At 44.2% G+C, this 21,262-nt stretch carries 15 protein-coding genes and 1 pseudogene; 8 read left to right on the top strand and 8 right to left on the bottom strand.

Features of this window, described 5'->3' with window-relative positions; genetic code table 11:
• Positions 1–101: 101 nt before the first annotated feature.
• Positions 102–1,091 (top strand): hypothetical protein, encoded by a 990-nt coding sequence (locus tag QJS82_RS06510; protein ID WP_281489952.1) that lies wholly within the window; start codon positions 102–104, stop codon positions 1,089–1,091.
• Positions 1,092–1,193: 102 nt separating this feature from the next.
• On the opposite strand, the pseudogene QJS82_RS06505 reads toward QJS82_RS06510, so the two are convergent.
• Both QJS82_RS06505 and QJS82_RS06500 read right to left on the bottom strand, forming a co-directional pair.
• A pseudogene (locus tag QJS82_RS06505) lies at positions 1,194–1,942 on the bottom strand (IS5 family transposase).
• Between the two features lie 114 nt (positions 1,943–2,056).
• Positions 2,057–2,656 (bottom strand): cob(I)yrinic acid a,c-diamide adenosyltransferase, encoded by a 600-nt coding sequence (locus QJS82_RS06500; protein WP_281489951.1) that lies wholly within the window; start codon positions 2,654–2,656, stop codon positions 2,057–2,059.
• A 233-nt stretch (positions 2,657–2,889) separates the two neighbouring features.
• On the opposite strand from QJS82_RS06500, the gene cysS reads away from it, so the two are divergent.
• From cysS to pdxH, 5 genes are all read left to right on the top strand, one after another.
• A complete protein-coding gene (cysS, locus tag QJS82_RS06495) occupies positions 2,890–4,350 on the top strand; it encodes a cysteine--tRNA ligase (RefSeq protein WP_281489950.1) in 1,461 nt (486 codons plus the stop codon).
• 129 nt (positions 4,351–4,479) lie between these two features.
• Positions 4,480–6,510: a mechanosensitive ion channel family protein gene (locus QJS82_RS06490; RefSeq protein WP_281491637.1), complete on the top strand. Its 2,031-nt coding sequence runs from the start codon at positions 4,480–4,482 to the stop codon at positions 6,508–6,510.
• A gap of 469 nt (positions 6,511–6,979) precedes the next feature.
• Positions 6,980–8,452 carry an IMP dehydrogenase gene (gene guaB, locus QJS82_RS06485; RefSeq protein WP_201565811.1) on the top strand — a complete coding sequence of 491 codons (1,473 nt, stop codon included), beginning with the start codon at positions 6,980–6,982 and terminating at the stop codon, positions 8,450–8,452.
• A gap of 208 nt (positions 8,453–8,660) precedes the next feature.
• Positions 8,661–10,028, top strand: a complete 1,368-nt coding sequence (gene glmM, locus QJS82_RS06480) for a phosphoglucosamine mutase (protein ID WP_281491636.1) — start codon at positions 8,661–8,663, stop codon at positions 10,026–10,028.
• 82 nt (positions 10,029–10,110) lie between these two features.
• Complete coding sequence (gene pdxH / locus QJS82_RS06475) at positions 10,111–10,770, top strand: pyridoxamine 5'-phosphate oxidase (RefSeq protein WP_281491686.1); 660 nt, start codon at positions 10,111–10,113, stop codon at positions 10,768–10,770.
• Positions 10,771–10,882: 112 nt separating this feature from the next.
• On the opposite strand, the gene QJS82_RS06470 is transcribed toward pdxH, so the two are convergent.
• Positions 10,883–12,160, bottom strand: a complete 1,278-nt coding sequence (locus QJS82_RS06470; protein ID WP_281491635.1) for an HlyD family secretion protein — start codon at positions 12,158–12,160, stop codon at positions 10,883–10,885.
• Between the two features lie 99 nt (positions 12,161–12,259).
• Positions 12,260–13,948, bottom strand: coding sequence for an efflux MFS transporter permease (locus QJS82_RS06465; RefSeq protein WP_281491634.1), 1,689 nt, complete (start codon positions 13,946–13,948; stop codon positions 12,260–12,262).
• Between the two features lie 480 nt (positions 13,949–14,428).
• On the opposite strand from QJS82_RS06465, the gene QJS82_RS06460 reads away from it, so the two are divergent.
• Together QJS82_RS06460 and QJS82_RS06455 are read left to right on the top strand one after the other, a co-directional pair.
• Positions 14,429–15,685: an alanine racemase gene (locus tag QJS82_RS06460; RefSeq protein WP_281491633.1), complete on the top strand. Its 1,257-nt coding sequence runs from the start codon at positions 14,429–14,431 to the stop codon at positions 15,683–15,685.
• Positions 15,673–17,004, top strand: a complete 1,332-nt coding sequence (locus QJS82_RS06455) for a D-arabinono-1,4-lactone oxidase (protein WP_281491632.1) — start codon at positions 15,673–15,675, stop codon at positions 17,002–17,004. The genes QJS82_RS06460 and QJS82_RS06455 overlap by 13 nt, the downstream gene beginning before the upstream one ends.
• Before the next feature lie 92 nt (positions 17,005–17,096).
• Here QJS82_RS06455 and QJS82_RS06450 read toward each other — a convergent pair whose 3' ends face one another.
• The 4 genes from QJS82_RS06450 to QJS82_RS06435 all read right to left on the bottom strand — a co-directional run bounded on the left by QJS82_RS06450 (position 17,097) and on the right by QJS82_RS06435 (position 21,118).
• Positions 17,097–17,732 carry a glutathione S-transferase family protein gene (locus QJS82_RS06450; protein ID WP_281491631.1) on the bottom strand — a complete coding sequence of 212 codons (636 nt, stop codon included), beginning with the start codon at positions 17,730–17,732 and terminating at the stop codon, positions 17,097–17,099.
• A 29-nt stretch (positions 17,733–17,761) separates the two neighbouring features.
• Positions 17,762–18,439 carry a type 1 glutamine amidotransferase domain-containing protein gene (locus QJS82_RS06445; RefSeq protein ID WP_281491630.1) on the bottom strand — a complete coding sequence of 226 codons (678 nt, stop codon included), beginning with the start codon at positions 18,437–18,439 and terminating at the stop codon, positions 17,762–17,764.
• Between the two features lie 263 nt (positions 18,440–18,702).
• A complete protein-coding gene (locus tag QJS82_RS06440) occupies positions 18,703–19,764 on the bottom strand; it encodes an NADPH-dependent curcumin/dihydrocurcumin reductase (RefSeq protein WP_281491629.1) in 1,062 nt (353 codons plus the stop codon).
• 124 nt (positions 19,765–19,888) lie between these two features.
• Positions 19,889–21,118 carry an iron-containing alcohol dehydrogenase gene (locus tag QJS82_RS06435; protein WP_281491628.1) on the bottom strand — a complete coding sequence of 410 codons (1,230 nt, stop codon included), beginning with the start codon at positions 21,116–21,118 and terminating at the stop codon, positions 19,889–19,891.
• Positions 21,119–21,262: the final 144 nt, after the last annotated feature.

Genomic DNA, 21,262 nt, shown 5'->3' with positions numbered 1-21,262 from the left:
GTTAGTTACGATTTTAGCGTGATGGTTTCAGTGTGAGTCTTTGAATGTTAAACAATGTCCATCAGTGGCGGTACGAATCAGTAAATTGGAGCAAAGTAAAGATGAGCGTAGCAAATAAGAGTTTGAGCAAATGGTATAAGGTTGCTGGTATTGGCATCGCATGCAGTTTGGCGCTGGCTGGCTGTGACCGCTCAGAAAAAGAAGAGACGACGGAGACAGCAGAGCTAACCGAAAACACCACTGCTAGCGAAAACGCTGCTGCTACTGCGGTTAGCTGTGATGACCCGATGGTACAAGATCGCCTCAAATCCGCTTTAAAAAATACGCTCAATCAACAAGGACAAACGCTGGCTGCAAGCTACGCCAACGATGCTGAGATTGGTCTAAACGGCGGCGCTGTCACTGAGAAAACTAATGGTATCGTCATCGATGTCCAAAATGCCGCAGTTTTACAAGCAGCCAATGCCAATGGCATGACCACGTGTCAGGCGAGCGTCAGCATGACCTTGCCAAGTGAAGATTTATATCAAGCCAGCCAGCTGCAAGCGGCCAATAATCAGCCAAGCTTACAGTCTCGTTTAGCCAATGACAATATCCGTATTAATAACAATATGCTAGTTGATGATGCCTTTACTTATGTCGTTGGTACGCAAGGTGGTCAAGTACGTACGCGTATCGCAGGGCAGCCAGCGTTGATTACAGTCGTATCAGAAGTGGTGGCAGGCTCAGTCTTTCAGTCGGCGTTAGAAGAGCAGCGTGCTCAGCGCGCTGCCCAGCAAGCTGAACGTCGCCGTCAAGCTGCGCAAAATAACAACGACAGTCAACCGCGTCAGCCAAGACAAGTCACGCCAGTAACTCCTGTGCGTCCAACTCAACCTGCTACGCCACCGACTGTAAAGCAAAGTAATCAAGATAGCAGCAGTCAAAGCAATAGTAGTCAGAGTAGCAATAGTCAGAACAGTCAAAGCAGTAACCAAGCGGCCGCAACGCCTAGTACGTCAGCGCCTGCGACTCCAGCCACGCCTAAGTCAGTACCTAAAGATGAAAGTATCGACATGGTGATTATTGAAGATAAAAATGCCACTTATTAATAAAATGTCAGTAGTTACTGTTTAAGCCTATAGTTTGAAATAAAAACGCCCGCAACCATCATAAGTTGCGGGCGTTTTGCTTGCTAGATTTAGGGCGTGTCATCAATTAAGCCAAACGACACAAGAAACTAGATGAACCGCACTTAAGAAATGACAGGCTAACTTGTCATAGCGAGTGGCAATCGCACGATACTGCTTAATCTTGGCAAAGAAGTTCTCTATTAGGTGCCGTGCTTTATAAAGCTCTTTATCGAAGTCTCTTGGCTGCAGCCGATGACACTTGGAAGGAATGACTGCATGGCCTTGTACTGCTTTAATCGGTTCAATAACGCGGGCATCAGCATCGTAAGCTTTATCGGCAAGCCAAGTTTGACTAATACTGACATCGAGCAATTCATCTGAGCCACACAGGTCATGAGCTGCGCCACCTGTTAGATAAAAGCCAGTAGGATTGCCTAGCGCATCTGTACGAGTATGTATTTTAGTCGTCAGTCCACCTTTGCTGCGTCCAATGGCTTGATCCCTTTTTTTCCAGCACTGTGCTGGTGGGCTTTAACAATCGTGGCATCTAGCATGGCATATTCGTCATCGGATTGTTCAGAGAGTTGATTAAAAACCTGCTCCCATACGCCTTTTTTTGACCAGCGACTAAAACGAGTATGAATCACTCTGAAGTCGCCAAAGCGTTCAGGTAGGTCACGCCAAGGTATGCCGGTCTTGTAACGGTACAGAACCGCTTCTACGAACAAGCGGTTATCCTTTGCAGTAATACCAACGTCACTTGGTTTACCAGGTAGAATGTCTTTAATTCTCTCCCATTGGTCATCACGTAGGGCATGTCGTCTTGTCATAGTCATTGAGCTCAAATTCCTAAATACGATCTAAGTATAGCTTATTCTGAAATATCTATGCTAATTGATGACACGCCCTAGTCTTTGGCTAATAATGTAATGGTTAAGCTTACGCTATTTATTATCAGCGAATTTCTGTAGTACTTGACTGTCCCATAATACTTCAGAGACTTGCTCAGGGTCCGTACAGAAGCGGGCGGCAACAAATAGCCAATCAGATAAGCGATTGATAAAGCTGACTGCCGTAGGACGAATCGCTTCTGGACGCTGCTGTTGCAATAATACTGCTTGACGCTCAGCGCGGCGACAGACGGTACGTGCCACATGCAGTTGACTGACAAGCACTGAGCCTGTCGGTAAGATAAAATCCTTCAACGCTGGTAAGGTGCTATTCATCGCATCAATTTGCTGCTCTAACCAGTCGATATGGACGGCGCTCACGCCTTCATATTCTGGCATGGCAAGCTCGCCACCGATATTAAATAGCAAATGCTGAATAATCACTAACGCTTGCGCAAAATCGGCTTCTTTATTTACGTCAGTTGAAGTTTGCGTCAATTGCGCGCGGATTAAACCTATGTGTGAGTTGAGCTCATCGACATCACCCATGACACTAAATAGATTGTTTGCTTTACTCACGCGGCTGCCATCTGCCATGCCGGTGGTGCCGTCATCTCCGGTACGTGTATATATTTTGCTTAAACGATTGCCCATGTTTGCATCCTTAGCGGTCGGTGTTTTTTATCATTGCGAGTCTTACTTATAAGCTCATTGTAGTATTTTACGAGCATTTTCGCTAAGATAATGGGTTAAGTTTTATATTACTGCTCTTTCAAAAATAATAATGACGCTAGATACTGTTATAAATAAGCGTTTTTATTACTTAAATGTGCCGTACTAATATGCTCGTTTATTTCTTATACTTTTAATCAAAAGGCTTTTCTACTATGACCACACCTCTTGCAGACGCTATGTCTCAGCTTGCCATTTACGACTCACTTACTGGGCGCAAGCAGTCATTCAAACCGCTTGTTGCGGGCAAAGTCGGCATGTATGTGTGCGGGATGACGGTCTATGATTATTGTCATATCGGTCATGCGCGGATGATGGTTGCCTTTGATATGGCGGTACGCTGGCTGAAACAATTGGGTTATGACGTTAATTATGTGCGTAATATCACCGATATTGATGACAAAATCATCACCCGTGCTGCCGAAAACGGCGAAGAGATTGGCGCATTAACCCAGCGTTTTATTGCAGCGATGCACGAAGACTTTGCGGCACTTGGTTGCTTATCGCCTGATGCCGAGCCGCGTGCGACCGACCATATCGATGAGATGCAGCAGATGATTGGCAATTTGGTCAGTAATGATTACGCTTACGCTGGCGATAATGGCGATGTCTATTATGCGGTCGATAGCTTCCCTGATTATGGCAAATTATCCAAGCGCAATTTGGACGATATGCAAGCGGGCTCGCGCGTTGATGTCGAAAATGACAAGCGCAATCCGTTTGACTTTGTCCTATGGAAAGCGGCAAAACCTGGTGAGCCACAATGGGCATCGCCATGGGGTCAAGGACGTCCGGGCTGGCATATTGAGTGTTCAGCGATGTCGACCAAATGCCTTGGCAATACTTTTGATATTCATGGCGGTGGTCATGATTTACAGTTTCCACATCATGAAAATGAGATAGCACAATCGGAAGCGGCGACGGGCTGCGAGTACGCGCGTAATTGGATGCACGTTGGCTTTATTAATGTCGATGGCGAAAAAATGTCCAAATCTTTGGGTAACTTTGCCACCATTCGTGACGTCATCAAGCATTTCCACCCTGAAACGCTGCGCTTTTTCTTATTATCAAGCCATTACCGCAGCCAAGTAAACTTCTCCGATAGCGCTTTAAATGAAGCACATAATAGCCTAAGCAGGCTATATCAAGCGTTAAAAGCTGCCGAACAACAAAAAGGGCAAGCGCTTGTTATCAATGATGAGCTGATAACAGCTGCTTATGAAAGTGCGGCGGGACAAGACTTTATCAAAGCCATGAACGATGATTTTAATAGCTCAACGGCTATTAGTGTATTGTTTGGGTTGGCACGTGATATCAATAAAGCACTTAAGGCGGAAGACGTAGAGGGTGCATGGCAATTGGCGCAGCAGCTTAAAGCCTTGGCGCAGACGCTAAATATATTGCAGTTGCCAGTACAGCAGTTTCTACAAGCGGTCATCGGTGAGGCGCAAGCTGACGGTTTAAGCGGTGCAGCTATTGATGGATTAATCATCGAGCGCGCAGATGCCAAAACCAATAAAAACTTCGCCCGTGCTGATGAGATACGTGAGCAGTTAAAGAATGCTGGTATTGAGCTTGAAGACAGCCGCGCGGGTACGACTTGGCGCCGCGCTTAAATCATATTCTCTATATAACCAATTGTATTGATTAACAGTTTGCCCATAAATTAAGTCAGCTTAGCGCTGGCTTTTTTTTGCCCAGTGCATTAGCTTAATCCTATACTTAATGCAGCAGAGCCTTATCGTATGAAACACTCTCATTGGTCTTTGATTGTTCAAAACCTCCAAATTCTAAAGACTGGCAATACTGGTAATATTGGTGATGCTGATGTTGTTAATTATGAAAAAGTTGAGGCTTTCAAAAAACTTGAGAGTGTGAATATTATTATGGCTAATGGAAAAAGATTTAATAAGCATTTAAGTATCCGTCATTTTATTCTCAGCATGGCCGTTATTATCCTAAGCATTATTTATCTGCCTGCTAATGCCGCTAGTACCGATAATACTGCGCCAGAAAACATCGTTGATTATGCCGAGCAACAGCTTGATAAGCTGAAAAGAGAAGGGGTTAGCGCCTCTGCTATTGCGGAAGAGATGATTAGTCCGCTTGAGAAAAAAACCGTGCAGCAAGCAGGCGTGCTACAAGGCGATTCTGGTCTGACGGGTGATTATAACGAAGGCTATTATGCATTAAGTACTCTCAATGCAGGCTTGCCGCCCTTATCTGAGCCACCGAATTTATCGACACCACTGGCAACGTTAGAGTTTTTTCAATCAGCGGTTATAAAGCAACAGTATGACTTGGCCGCTTATGCGCTCAATATGAACTTGATTGATGAAAAGCAACAAAGCAGCCAAGCAATGGATCTAGTCAAACAGCTTGATTTTTTATTGGTAGAAAAAAAGCTTTATGTATTTGACAAGCTGCCAGATCGCCCAGATGGTTTGATAGAGCCGCCGCTTGGTAGCACGAATAGTATCCAAGGCATTCCTCGGCGTTCGATTCAATTAGGCTATATCGACTATCGCGAGCGCCGCATACCGATACATCTCGAACGCGTTCGCCTCGATGATAGCGCGCCTTTTTGGGTATTTTCTGCGCAGACGGTGGCCAATATCGATAAGCTATACGAGCAATATCAGCCCGCAAAGTTTGAGCGTTATTTGCCCGACTGGACCAAGTTAAAAGTCTTTGGTATTGCCATTTGGGAATTTATAGCACTATTCATGTTCTTTTCTTTTACCATGGGTGCCGGTTGGCTATTAAGTAAAGCGGCCGGTAAACTGCTCAATTGGTATGTCTTGGATAAAGAAGGCAACCGACTTGGTACTGTTCATCACAACGGGGTGGAAGATTTAGTCAATAAACTGACCGTACCCTTAACTTTCACCATCAGTTTTTCGTCTGTTTATACCTTGGTATCAGGCGGCTTTCCTTATTTGGATGCCTTAGCCTCATCGACACGACCCATTATTTGGATTGGCTTGGTATTTAGTGCCATGTGGCTTGGCATTCGCGCCATTAATTTCTTTGCCAATCGTTATAAAGATTTGCAAATCGAAAATTTAAGCGAAGAGCAGTTTGATAAAGGCCGCAGCCGTCGCACTTATGTGTCTATCTTTCGCCGCGTCTTTATCTTTGTGATGATTTTAGGCGGCATTTGGATAGGGCTGAGTGAATTTACCAATATCGATGGTTTGGGTAAGACCTTACTCACTTCAGCGGGGATTGCCGGCGCGGTGATAGGTATTGCCGCCCAGCCCATTTTAGGCAATATCATCGCAGGGATGCAGGTCGCCATTACCCAGCCTGTGCGTATCGGCGATACGGTGATGATGGAGGGTGAATGGTGTACGATTGAGGATTTAGGCTACACCTATGCGGTACTAAAAACGTGGGATGAGCGCCGCTTGATAGTGCCTATGCGGCATTTTATCACTGAGATTGTCGAAAACTGGTCGCATACCGAATCGCATCAAACCTCAGTGATTTATTTGTATGTCGATTATGGCGCTGATATTGACGCCATTCGACAAAAATACATCGAGCTGGTAAAAGACAATGCGCTATGGGACGGTGAAACTGAGCCTGAGCTGTTTACCGTCTCGGTATCAGAAACCACTATTAAGCTACGCTGTAGCCAAGCGGCTAATAGCCCTATTGATGCATGGACGCTTGAGTGTGAAGTACGTGAGCAGATGCTAGGCTATTTATATAACGAACAAAAAGAGTATTTACCGGCTGAGCGTTTGATTGTCAAAGCAGGTGATGGTTAAGTTTTTTGTTAAAGATTTAAATCTAATATTTTGGTCTATAACAATGCTATTCGATTGTATTTTAAGCTTCTTAAAGAGTGATTTTATAAATAAGCAGGGAGGATTGGTCAGGATTGCGTCTCTAGCAAAATAAGCTGACAAATATGTTATGCGAAGGCTTGCCTTATTTGTTATAATATGGCGTTATTTTTAAGGGATAATTCAGTTATTAAGCATCGTTAATCAGACTTTAGGATGTTTAGAGGCGCTGTATTGGCAAATCTACTTACCCAATCGTTTTATTAGCGCTGATAAATAGATAACGTGCCGAGCGAATGTTGGTATTTAGTGTTTGTTCCTCATGGTTTTATCACAATCCGATGGCTTTATCTTCATTTGCATTTTAGCCGGCTGGTTTTGACAAAACATTCGTTTATCGACTTGATACTGCATTGCCCACCCATCAAAATAACCACCACTAGGGGTCTGTATGTTGCGAATTGTCGATGAAGCCTTAACCTTTGATGACGTTTTATTATTGCCAGCTTATTCTGAAATCCTACCAAAAGCTGCTGATTTAACGACCCGCCTAACCAAAAATATTACGCTAAACTTACCAATGATTTCTGCTGCGATGGATACCGTCACTGAGTCTGATATGGCCATTACCATGGCACAGCTTGGTGGACTGGGTATCTTGCATAAGAGCATGGATATCGATAAGCAGGCCATGCAAGTACGCCGTGTCAAAAAATTCGAAGCAGGTACGGTGGTTGACCCTATCACGGTTCATCCAGAGATGACGATTGGTGAGCTACTAAGATTGACCCAAGATAACAATATCTCAGGTGTGCCTGTGGTTGAGAAAGGCACTGATAAAGTAATCGGTATCGTCACCCACCGCGACTGGCGTTTTGAGACCAATTTATCATTGCCAGTCAGTCATATCATGACGCCAAAAGATCAGCTGGTCACCGTCAAAGAAGGTGAAAGCAATGAGAATATCAAAAAACTCCTTCATGAGCACCGTATCGAAAAAGTCATTGTGATTAATGATGATTTTCGTTTGCGTGGTCTGATTACGGTCAATGATTTTACCAAAGCAGAAAACAATCCCAATGCTTGTAAAGATGAGCACGGTCGTCTGCGCGTTGGTGCGGCTGTTGGTACGGGTGCTGATACCCAAGCACGTGTTGAAGCCTTGATTGCAGCTGACGTCGATATCATTGTTGTTGATACGGCGCATGGTCATTCAAAAGGCGTGATTGATAAAGTTTCTTGGATTAAAAAGAACTTTCCAAACGTTCAAGTTATCGGCGGTAATATTGCCACTGGTGATGCCGCTTTGGCGTTACGTGATGCTGGTGCGGATGCGGTAAAAGTAGGTATCGGTCCAGGATCTATCTGTACCACGCGCATTATCGCTGGTGTTGGTATGCCACAAATCTCTGCGATTGATAGCGTAGCAAACGCGCTACAAGACAGTATTCCACTGATTGCTGATGGTGGCATTCGCTATTCAGGCGATATGGCAAAAGCCATTGCTGCTGGCGCGTCATGTATCATGGTTGGTTCATTGATGGCGGGCACCGAAGAAGCGCCAGGTGAAGTTGAGCTGTTCCAAGGTCGCTATTATAAAGCCTATCGCGGTATGGGTAGCTTGGGTGCGATGTCAGGTCAAAACGGCTCGTCAGATCGCTATTTCCAAGATGCCAAAGATGGTGTGGAAAAATTGGTACCAGAGGGTATCGAAGGCCGTGTCCCTTATAAAGGCCCAGTTTCTGGCATTGTCAATCAGATGATGGGTGGTCTGCGTTCATCAATGGGTTATACCGGCTGTGCAACCATCGAAGAGATGCGTACTAAGCCACAGTTTGTCAAAGTCACTTCAGCGGGTATGAAAGAATCACACGTCCATGATGTGCAGATTACCAAAGAAGCGCCTAACTACCGTGTCAACTAATAGCATTTTTAACGCTGCCTAAGTGCAAATTTCTGGCTTAGTAGTGTTGTCGTGACGTCGAGATACAAACAGCCAACAATGCCTTGTTATTGTTGGCTGTTTTTTTTTGTAAAATACAAGATTGGATTAAGCGTATCTGTATCTGTATCTACGGCTATGCCTGTACGCACGTCTGGTTTTTACTTTTTAACATTGAGGAATAATAATAATGAGCTACTTTGGCACTGATGGTATTCGCGGAAAATTTGGTGAGTTACCCATTACCCCTGATTTTATTTTAAAGTTAGGCTATGTCACGGGGTTGGTGCTGATAGAAAATAATAATAATCCTGCTCGTAAACCCAGTGTGGTCATTGGTAAAGACACGCGTCTATCAGGTTATGTGATTGAAGGCGCGCTGCAAGCGGGTTTTAATGCCGCAGGTGTCGACGTCCATATGCTAGGGCCGCTACCAACGCCTGCTATTGCGCATCTAACGCGTAGCTTCAATGCTGATGCTGGCGTAGTGATTTCAGCCTCGCACAATCCTTATTTTGATAACGGTATTAAATTCTTTTCAGGTGATGGCAAAAAACTCACCGATGAGCTGCAAAATGCCATTAACGATAAATTGACCGCTATCATGGCTGCCTCGGGCAGTAACGATGTTCTGATGCCTATTTTAGATCCAGCAAAACTGGGTAAAAATAATCGCATTAATGATGCTAAAGGGCGCTATATTGAGTTTTGCAAAGGCAGCTTTCCTTATCAATACGACTTGGACCATTTAACCGTCGTCGTCGACTGTGCCAATGGCGCAGGCTACAGTGTCGCCCCGCGCGTCATGCGCGAGCTTGGCGCCAATGTCATTGCGATTAACAATAAACCCGATGGTATTAATATCAATGCAAAGTGCGGCTCAACGCATCCTGAAAGTTTGCAAAAAGCCGTGCTCAAGCATGAAGCCGATGTCGGTATTGCCTTAGATGGTGATGGTGACCGTATCGTGATGGTCGATGAAGCCGGCGAGTTGGTCGATGGCGATGGTATTTTGTACGTGCTTGCTACCCAAGGTCAAACCAAAGCCAAAGGCGTCGTTGGGACGTTGATGAGCAATATGGGCTTAGAATTGGCATTAAAAGACGCTAATATTGAATTTACCCGTGCAAAAGTGGGTGATCGTTATGTTATGCAAGACCTTGAAGCCAATGGTTGGATATTGGGCGGTGAGCCATCGGGTCATATTTTATGCTTGGATAAAAGTCGTACCGGGGATGCTATTATCGCAGGTTTACAGATACTCGCAGTCATGCAGGCACGTGGTAAAGCGCTTAGTGATTTGACCGAAGGTTTTAAAGTATTACCACAAAAATTGGTTAATGTGCGCTTATCGCAAATGCAAGATCCGTTTGAACATGAAGAATTGGTCAACGCTTTTGATAAAGCCCGCGCCACTTTAGAGGGTCGTGGTCGCCTGCTTATCCGGCAATCAGGCACAGAGCCGATGATTCGAGTTATGGTTGAGTCAGATGATGAGATAGAATGTGATGTGATGGCCAATGATTTGGCTGATAAAATAAAAACAGTTTTGGGCTAAAATCTTGGATTAAAAATCCCAGGTTAATAGTGTTTACGGGTATAGTTTATATTTAAAAGTATAGCGAGAAACCAGCATGAGTATGGATTTTACTGATCAGCGCCTATCCTATGAGAAAGGTCAGCTTGAGCAGCAGTCAATGCCCGCATCGCCATTTGAGCTGTTAAACGTTTGGATGAATGAGGCTATAGCAGCGCAAGTACCAGAACCGTATGCGATGAGTTTAGCGACGTGCGGGGCGGACAATAAGCCTAGCGTGCGTATTGTCTTGCTGCGTGAAATTACCGATACCGGTATCGTGTTTTATACCAATTACGAAAGCGCCAAGGGTCAAGATATCGCTGAAAATCCCAATGCTGAAGCGTTGTTTTTTTGGCATCAGCTTGAGCGTCAGATTCGTATCAGTGGCAGTATTGCTAAAATCGATGCCAATAAATCGGCCGCTTACTTTCAAAAACGTCCGCACGATAGTCAAGTAGGCGCATGGGTTAGCCAGCCGCAAAGTGGTGAAGTTGCCAATCGCACTGTGATGGAGCAAACGTTTGCACAGCTACAAGCCGATTATCCAACCGACAGTCCGGTACCGACCCCTGAGTTTTGGGGTGGTTATGAGATTACAGTTAATGAGATTGAGTTTTGGCAAGGTCGTGCCAATCGTATGCATGACCGTATTGTGTATAGCTTAGGTAAGACTGGCTCAGACGGCGCAGCGAACTGGGCAACCAAACGCTTATTACCCTAAGCTTGATCGTTTTAATGACAATATTTTACAAATTAAAAAGCCTCTTTAAATCTAACACGCTAGGCATTTAAAGAGGCTTTTTTCACGCTGTTTTTCAGTTTAATTTTTTGCACTAATTTCTTGCTTTGGTATCGACGTCTACTGACACTGACATGCCTGGACGTAACTGTGCAAGGTTAGACTGGTCTTGAGTCAAGTCAATTCTAACGGGAACGCGCTGGGCAATTTTGATATAGTTACCCGTCGCAGGGTTGGCCGTGCCCGCGCTAAATTCGCTGCCCGTTGCTGGCGAGATATTACTGACACGACCGCTAAATTTGGCACCGCCAAGGGCATCGACATGAATGGTAGCGGGCTCACCGATACGCATATTGGCTACTTGCGTTTCTTTAAAGTTGGCAATAATCCATACGCCTTTTGGTACGATATACATCAGCTGCGTACCTGCGCTCACGTATTGTCCCTCTTTGACACTGATTTGACTCAGATGCCCAGATTCCGGCGCCCTAATAACGGTATTGTCTAAATTAATCTGTGCTTGCTTGGCGCCTGCTTCTGCGCTCTTAATATTGGCATCTAAAGATGAGCGGCTACCGCTGGTCTTCTCGCTTGCCTCACGAGCCACTTGTAAATTCGCTTCGGCTTGTTGCACGTTAGCCCGCGCCTTTGCAAGTTGCGCTTTGATATGCGCCACTTCTGCTTTTGATACCGCGCCGATAGCGTCTAAACCTTGATATCGTTTGACGTCTTCACGCGCACTGTCGACGCTGACTTTAGCACTATATAAGTCCGCCTCGCGTGCTTCGATTTGCGCTTGGCTGGTTCCTGTATCCTGCGCATTACTAGCGCGATTGGTCACAGCGATTTCAATGTTTGCCTGCGCTTGCTCAAGCTGCTGCCTAAAAGTACGATCGTCTATTTTGATTAATAAATCACCTTCTTTAACATTGGCAAAATCCTCAACCGCCACCTCAGTCACGTAGCCAGATACTTGCGGACTAATAATAGTGGTTTGTCCTTTAACAAAGGCATTATTGGTCTGTTGCACCGTCGGGGTAAAAGGCGGCAGCTTCCAAGCATACAAAATTAATGCCACACCAATAACAATCAAGGCGATTAGTATGCCTAAATTTAAATAAGATTTATTCTTTGGCGACCAGCCGTTGCTGCTAGGAATCGGCTCCTTTGGGGGCATGGACGGCTCATCACTGTCAGTAAGATTATCATTAACAATACTTTCGTCATTTACGAGCCTGTCGTTAGCTGATTTATCTATATTGACCGCAGCATTTGGATAATTTGTTGCATCAGGAGCATGAGTGTTGTTGGTTAGCGCGTCAGGGGCGGGCTTAGGGTTTTGGTTAAGCTCATCAGATTTTTCTTGGCTCATGCCGCGCTCCTAAAGTTTGAATAGTTATCATAAGTTTTTTGCATTAATTAATATGTTAAGTGGCATTTTTAAATGAAGAAAATGCTTTAATTATTCGGGCTATTTTGCTTCGCGCATTTTTGCAATCGCTGCCAATTCTTTAGCCAATGGATTACGTTTATGGTAGCGATGATACAAGTAATTTAGTAATAAAATCAGCGTTGTGATGGTTGCGATAGTTGCCATAAGAAAAAATAAATCAGCATAGGCGGCGACCGTTGCTTGGCGCTGAATACCTTGCAATACTTGTCCCATCGCCGCGACATTTGCTTGATTGGCATCCGTGATTTGGGTAGATAACATACGACCTGCGCCTGCGACTTGTGCCATTAAGGCAGGGTCGCCCAAATTAAACGAGCTTACCATATCAGCGTAGTGCATCTGTGTGCGAATGGTGGTAAACGCTTGAATCGCTGCTGCGCCTGCAAGTCCGCCAATGGTCTGCGAGATACTAAAAATAACCGAAAAACTAATAACGTAAGCGGGGCCGTTAGCGATGGCACGAAACATCCCTTCAAAAACCATGGGACCCATAAAGTAAACGGCAGCAAAGGCAATCATAAATTGGCTGACATAAAACATATAAGGGGCAGAATTTAGCGAAATATCTGTATCTAGCCATGCGCCAACCGCAATCAGGGCGACAGCGAAAATGACTGGACGGCGTAAATCTATCGCATTGGTCCTAAAAATACTGATGACCAAGGCCAGAACGCTGGCGGCAAGTATCACCGCATAGAAGGTAATCAACTGATCATTTCCGTAGCCCAAATTGGCCAGTAAACCTGCTGCACCGACATTTTGCTCAGACAATAAAATACGCATCACCGCGCCGGTTATCGTAAAAGCGATGATATTGCGGCTACGCATCCAGCGCACTTGTAACATTGGGTTTTTACGATGCGTTTCAATCCATAAGGCGATGCTAATCGTTACCACCGCGATGATGAGCGGATAGCTCAGCCAAGGCGTCGTCCACCACTGGATACGCCCTTGTACTAAAAAGACTGCCAAGGCTGCAAGTCCGCTGGCAAAAAACGCAAAGCTTAAAAAATCCAGTTTTTCGAATACTTTTTCGGTATTGCCGGGTGGTAGCTCTAAAATATTAATTAGGGCAAAACAAATCAGGGTTAAGCCCAATTCAAACAAAAATAGTGTTTCAAGCTGGCCGTCGACAGCAAGATATGGCGAGATAATCCTTGAGAGAGGAATGCCAAATTGTACTAAGCCAAACCCCAAAATCAGACCGCTAATGCGTTTGGCGGTTGGCATGCCTTGCAGGCAATAAAAAATAGCCAACACCGTCATAGCACTAGCAACCATACCACTTAAGCCGCGGGCGATGATTTCTAGATAATAAGGCTCAATGATAATAGCGCTCGTGTCCAATAAATGACTACTGACTAACCATTGTAAACTGGTGGCCGCCAACAGTGAGAACAGGGTGATTTTGCTAAAGAGCGCCATACCAAATTGCTGACGGATTTTGTATAGCAGCACCGTAATACAAGCATTGGTCATATTATAGGCGACGGAGATCCAGCCACCTTCGACTGGCGTCAAGCCCATTTCACCTTGGATTTGGGTCAGATTTGCCACCAATAAACCATTTTGAAAGCTGGCGGTGATGCCAATAAAAATACCAATCAATAGATAAAATACTTTGCGGCGCGTAGGATGGTCAGGTGTGGCGGGGGAGCCCACCATAAAGGGTTGTTCGTGCGGTTTGAATTGGTATTGATTGCTCATTGTCTATCGCCACCTGCTAAAAGTAGAAAGATAAAGTGACATCGTAGGGTTCCTAGACAAGCAATAATTGGACGAGCTATTATCACATTGAGCCATAAGTGCTTCATGTAGTAGCTATAAATAGTAGCTATAAAAAATAAAAAATAGTCAAAGGACTGTTTGCATTATTTTATCATGATTTCAATTTGAGACTATTTAGTGATTGTACTTTTATAGTTTAAAAAGCGAGGGCATCATAGTTATTTTTATGCTTAAAAATATAAATAATTCCACTTTTATTTAGAGTTTTTGCTCGAAGGTCTTCTTAGCTAAACTTAATTTTACGAGTAACTAATGTCGATTTTTTATAAATATGGCGCTTGACTGAGCTAGGCTCTGGGTACAAACTATGGTGCTGATATATCCTCTTTTTTAGAGGCATAATGACAGTATTATAAGAAATACAAGGTCGTATTTAATGGCCGTTACAAGGAAAGTAAAATGGATTTTGCTCACATTATTCCGCCGAAAGCTCCGAGTGCGTGGCTCGATATGGACGCGCTCGATCATAATACAAAACTGGTCAACCAAAAAACTAAGTCTGTTCAACTACGCTTGGCGACCAAATCTATTCGCTCTATCGACGTTCTGCATTACATTAAAGACAAATCTCCTAACTTTATTGGGCTGATGTCTTATACGGCCGACGAATCAGTGTATCTGTTAGAAAATGGCTTTGATAATATTCTCTGCGCTTATCCAACTTTAGATGCGAAAAGCGTCGCCGCAACTGTTGACTTTACCAAACAGGGCGCAACCATGATTTGGATGATCGATCGCCCAGAGCATGTGGACGTGCTTAATGAAGTTGCCAAAGCGCACGATGTCATTATTGATGTTTGTATTGATATCAATATGTCGATGCCGCTGCCCAAGCTGTATTTCGGTACCAAGCGTTCGGCATTAATGAGCATCAAAGACGTTAAAAAACTCCTAAAGCATATCAAAAAATGCCGCCATATTAATGTCAGTGCGGCAATGGGCTATGAGGCACAAATTGCGGGTTTGCCCGAGCATTTACCGGGTAAAACTGTGTTGTCGCCTGCGATTCGTTTATTAAAAAATCGCTCACAAAAACAAGTGAGTAAGCGCCGCCGCTCAATCGTTGACTATCTGAAAAAACAAGGTTATACGCTTAAGCTCGTCAATGGCGGCGGCAGCGGTAGTATGGATTTCACCTCAAGTCAGCCTGAAGTCAGTGAAATAACCGTTGGCTCTGCTTATTATAAACCGGCGTATTTTGATTATATGGATAGCATGCATGAGTTTCAGCCTGCTGCAGGCTTTGTGCTACCTGTGACCCGTCAGCCGGAAAAAGGCGTTATTACTTGTCATGGCGGCGGCTTTATTGCCTCGGGTGCGACAGGTGCCGATAAAGCGCCGGTCATTCATTATCCCAAACATTTATCATTATTAAACGATGAAGGTTTTGGTGAAGTACAAACGCCGATGGCAATTGGCAAAACGGGCAATGATGATGAGATGCCGCGTCTGAGGATTGGCGATGTGGTTTGGTGCCGCCATGCAAAAGCAGGCGAGCTGTGTGAGCATTTTAATGAGCTTATTTGTTATCGACAGTCTGCTCAATATACAACAGATGGTTTTGCAAGAAGCGAAGGAACGCGTCCAATAATAAATAAAAAGACCAAAAACCAAGTAATGACAACCTACCGAGGAGAGGGCAATTGTTTTCATTAAGACTGTGGCAAGGAAGCAATGAATGGCAAAATTGGGTCGGTTATGAACGTGCTACACCTGAGCAAAAACTTACTCCCTCATCGGTTGCAGAGCTACAAGATATCGTTAAAAACGCACGGGCAAATAAAAAGCGCGTTAGAGTCACAGGTGCCGCGCATTCGTTTAGTGGTTGCGCGAAACCTGAAGAAATTGCCGTCAGTTTGCATAATATGCGCGGTCTTATCTCGGTGGATAAAGAAGCGAAGCTTGCTACTTTACATGCTGGCACCTATTTATATGAAATTGGCGCAGCCCTTAAAGAACATGGTTTGGCGTTAGAAAATATGGGCGATGTGCAAGCGCAAACTATCGCTGGTGCTGCCAGTACGGCGACCCATGGCACAGGAATTACTTTAGGCTCCATTGCCAATCAAGTAGTGACATGGGAGTGGGTCGATGGCAAAGGAGAAGTACATACCCATCATCGCGGCGATCCGAAAACCGATGAGTTGGGTAATGCCTTGCATGCAAGCCTTGGTATGCTTGGTATTTTTACCAAATTAACCCTTAAAGTAGTCGACCTATACGGGCTTAAAGAAGCCAACGAAGTGTTAGGTTTTGAAGAAGGATTGGCGCGCTTTCATGAAACGGCGCATAGCCATCGCCATCTAGAATGGTTTTTATTTCCCGGTACCAATAAAATTCAGCAAAAGACGCTGTCGGTGATAGCGCCCAAAGCCATGACGGGCACACAAAAGCTTAAAGACCATTTTGATAGCGTTGTTACCCTTAACGGCGCTTTTTATGTGCTGTGTGAGCTGGCTCGTATGAAGCCGTCGCTGACCCAAAAGGTGAGTGAAATCTCCGCAAACTCTATCCCTAATACCAAGCGTGAAGGCTATAGCTATGAGGTGTTTCCGACACCGCGCGGCGTCAAGTTTAATGAGTCTGAGTACTTTATTAAGCTATCTGATTTTGATGAATGTATCTCGGAAATCAATCATATTTTATTAAAAGACAATAAAGGCTCGCACTTTCCCATCGAAGTCCGTACACATAAAGGCGAGACCGGTATGCTCAGTCCCACACAGGGAGAGGATTGCGCGGTATTGTCATTCCATGTCTATAAAGGCATGGACTGTGAGCCGTTATTTAAATGGCTATATGATTATATGAAAAAATGGCAGGGTCGACCGCATTGGGGTAAAGTAAATAAATTGAACCATGTGGAGCTACAAAATCTGTATCCAAAGCTCAATCGCTTTTTAGAGATTCGCCGAGAGTTTGACCCTGATAATGTCTTTATGAATAGCTGGCTTGAGCAAAAATTTTGTATTTAAAGTATTCATAAATAACTCAAGTATCAATCAGGCATAAAAAAACAGCTCTTAAAGAGCTGTTTTTTTATATTAAACAATAAAAATTATTTGGCTTAACGCTTTATGGAGTCATCGTAATTGGCTTCCAAACGCATCGCACGCTGATAGCTATCTATACTCGCCAGTTGTAGCGCATATTGCTTGATATGCATATAGTCTTGTAACGCCCCACGATGCACGAGCATGATTAAGTCAAACGCTAGCATAAAGTCAGCACCGCTTAATTTGTTGCCGATGATAAATGCTTTGTCTTTGACTTCATCATTTAAGTAGCTCAGTACTTTATGCTTTTCTGCGCTGATATAACCCGCCAAGAATTCATTATCGCCAACGCCTGCCTTAGTGGTAAACAGCTCAAGCAGTAGCGGTAACATAAGCGAGCTTTCAGCAAAGTGAATCCACTGCAAGTAATGACCATACTCTGCACTATCGGTAGCAGGGCGCAGGCGCTCGGGGGCAAAACGCTCAATCAACATCTCAATAATCGCCCCTGATTCGGCATAAAGCTCGCCATCCATCTCAATAACCGGAGACTTACCGAGGGGATGGATTGCTTTTAGACTGTCTGGTGCTAGATGCGTTTTGGTATCACGCTGATGGCTAATCAGCTCATAAGGTTGCCCCAATTCTTCTAATAGCCATAGCGTACGCAGTGAGCGCGATTGATTAAGATGATGTAAGCGAATCATGATATTAGCCTTTTTACGATGTTTTTATATTATGCTTGCAGCTTAGCAAGTAAACGTTTAGCGGCTTCTTCTGATGACGCTGGGTTTTGACCGGTAATCAATAGACCGTCTTCAACGACATACGATTCCCAATCCGCGCCTTTTTCATAGTGACCGCCATTGGCTTTTAATACGTCTTCCAATAAGAAAGGCACGACGTCAGTTAGGCCAACACCTTCTTCTTCAGTATTGGTAAAGCCAGTGACCTTTTTACCTTTGACCAAATACTCACCATCGATTTTGACGTTTTTAAGCGCGGCAGGAGAGTGGCAAACAAAGGCAACAGGCTTGTCTTGCTTAACAAAGTTTTCAATTAACTCGATAGAGTTTTTATCAACTGCCAAATCCCATAATGGACCATGACCACCTGGATAAAAGACGGAGTCAAAGTCTTCAGCTTTTACTTCAGCAAGCTTTTTGGTATTGGCAAGACGCTCTTGAGCTTCACTGTCTTCTTTAAAACGTTTGGTATCTTTGGTTTGTGCATCTGGTGTATCACTACTAGGGTCAAGAGGTGGTTGACCGCCAGCAGGAGAAGCTAGAGTAACATTGACGCCAGCATCCAAGAAAGCATAGTAAGGGGCGGCAAATTCTTCTAGCCAAAAGCCAGTTTTTTTGCCTGTATCACCCAATTTATCGTGTGAGGTTAGTACCATTAAAATATTCATAATTGTCCTTATTTATTATTTGTATTGTTTGCTAGGTTTTAATGCTAATTTAATACCAAGTTCAGATATGTCGCAGCCAGCTTTGCTAAAGCTATGCAAAGACCATGATAAAGCTATCTTTGCTAAAAACTGGCTGCTAACAGTATTAATGTTTTAAGCATTATTTTCAGTAGCTGTCTTAACGTATTATGTTGTTAAGTGGTTATCTGAAAGTTATTTAAAACTGGCTACTTTATACCTTTATATAAGTCGCTTGATATGAACTACTGAACGTCAGCAACTTTAACCACGGTTTTACCGAAGTTTTTACCCTCTAGCATATCAAAGAAAGCTTGTGGTGCTTGTGCTAAGCCATCCACGATATGCTCTTTGGTTTTGACTTTACCTGATTCAACCCATTCGCCCATGGTTTTTAAGAATTCTGGGAAATGGTCGCCGTATTCTTCAAAGATAATAAAGCCTTTGATGGTCAGGCGCTGACTGAGAATATGACCCATCAACATACCTAGGCGGTCTTTGCCATCAGGAAGCTCGGTGGCGTTGTATTGCGACACCAAGCCGCACACTGGAATACGCGCATGGGCATTTAATAGTGGCAATACGCCATCGAATACCTTGCCACCGACGTTTTCATAATAGATATCGATACCATCTGGGCAAGCGTTTTTAAGCTGTTCGGCAAAGTCGTCCGCTTTGTGGTCAATACAGACATCAAAGCCTAGTTCTTCGACCGCATAGGCGCATTTTTCAGCACCGCCTGCAACACCGACCGTACGTAAGCCTAAATGATTACCGACTTGTCCAACCGTTGCGCCTACAGGACCAGTTGCTGCTGCGACGACTAAGGTTTCACCTTTTTTTGGTTTGCCGATATCGGTTAAACCCATATAGCCGGTGAAACCAGGCATACCGAGGACACCAAGACCATAAGAAGGGTTGGACATATTTTTATCAAGTTTTAGCACGCCTTCGCCATCACTGACGCTATAATCCTGCCAACCTGAGTTTGATACGACCAAATCCCCAACAGCAAATTTATCGATATTAGATTCGACAACTTGTGCAACCGTTCCGCCTAGCATGACATCGCCGACTTCTAATGGGTCAGCATAGCTTTTAGAAGCACTCATACGCCCGCGCATATACGGGTCAAGTGACATATATACCGTACGCAGTAGCATTTGCTTGTCGTTAGGAGTAGGGATGTCGCTAGTAGTTAGCTCGAAATTATCGCTGGTTGGCGCGCCATTAGGACGGCTGGCAAGTTTGATTTGACGGTTTTGTTTTTGGTTTTGTTGGGTATTAAAATTATTATCAAAGCTCATGTTAAAGCTCCTTATTCTAGTTATTGGTTTTCTTAACGTTTTAGAATTCTTGAAGTCAGTAGCCACACTAAGGTGAATGGCTACTGATTGTTGTGACAATAAAAAATTATAAGTTTTTTGACGATTAAGCTTTACTGGTAACGGCGCGTTCTAAGATACGGCGTGATACGTCTAAATCATTTTTACCATGCTCGCCCAATTTCACCATTTTGTGCGCTTCAAGTTGCTTGATGATAGGGTCAATGGCTGACTCGGTTAATTCTGCATCTTCTAAGCTAACTGGTAGTCCAAGCTCGCGGAAGAAGTTCTCAGTATGAACAATAGCAGTTTCGATGATAGTGTCATCGTCTAGTTGTGTACCGGTATCGTTATTATTGATACCCCAAACGTTACGCGCATACTGAAGCAGTTTGTCTTTTTTGCTGTCTTTAAGCTCACGCAACACTGATGGCAATACAATCGTTAGCGTACGGGCATGGTCAATCGCATGCAGTGAGGTCAGTTCATGACCAATCATATGCGTCGTCCAATCTTGCGGCACACCCGTACCAATCAGACCATTCAACGCCATGGTTGCTGTCCACATGATGTTTTTACGCGTTTCTAAATTTTCTGGATCGGCTTTGACCGCGGCGCCTTCTTCAATCAGAATTTTAAGCAAGCTCTCAGAAAAGGCGTCTTGAACTTTCGCATTAACTGGATAGGTGAGGTACTGCTCCATCACATGGACAAAAGCATCCGCAACACCGTTCATTACTTGGCGCTCAGGTAAGGTTAAGGTTTTAGCAGGGTCTAAAATTGAAAATTTAGGGAAGGCAAGTGGGTTACCAAATGGTAGTTTTGCTTGTCGTTCGCTATAGTTAATCACGCCGCCTGAGTTCATCTCAGAACCTGTCGCTGGAATGGTCAGAACCGCGCCCAAATCAATGGCTGAATCGATATTTTTGCAATAACTGGTCAGCGCATCCCATGCTTTTTCGCGAGAAACCGTGCCATCTGTGCTGCCATCTTCAGTTAATGAAGAGATAAGCGCGACAAATTTACTGCCATCGATGACTGAACCGCCACCAACTGCTAGTAAGAAATCAATATTATGCTCGTTCACCATATCAGCGGCTTTTAGCAGCGTGGTGAATTCTGGGTTGGCTTCAATACCACCAAACTCAAATACTTTACGTTTGCCATTTGCTGCTAGCGCATTCTTTACTTCATCTAACGTACCAGTACGCTGCGCTGAACCACCACCGTAAGTGATTAACACGCGTGCCTCTGTTGGCACGAGCTCCGATAGTTGTTTGATTTGACCTTCGCCAAAGACGATGCGGACGGGATTATAATATTGAAAGTTATTCATAATATTCCTAGTTTCTAATGATAAAGAGATAAGTTGTGATGTAAGTGCTAATGAATGACGTCTTTTATATCGGATATGCGTCATAGCGATTATTGCCATCTGTGCGCATTGTACATAAATTAGACCGGTCGTCTAGTTATTTTT

Origin of the sequence: Psychrobacter maritimus (assembly GCF_029953575.1) — a bacterium.
Lineage (GTDB): Bacteria > Pseudomonadota > Gammaproteobacteria > Pseudomonadales > Moraxellaceae > Psychrobacter > Psychrobacter maritimus.
The sequence above is the reverse complement of the archived record's forward strand: the minus strand, read 5'-3'. Positions and strand labels throughout refer to the sequence as shown.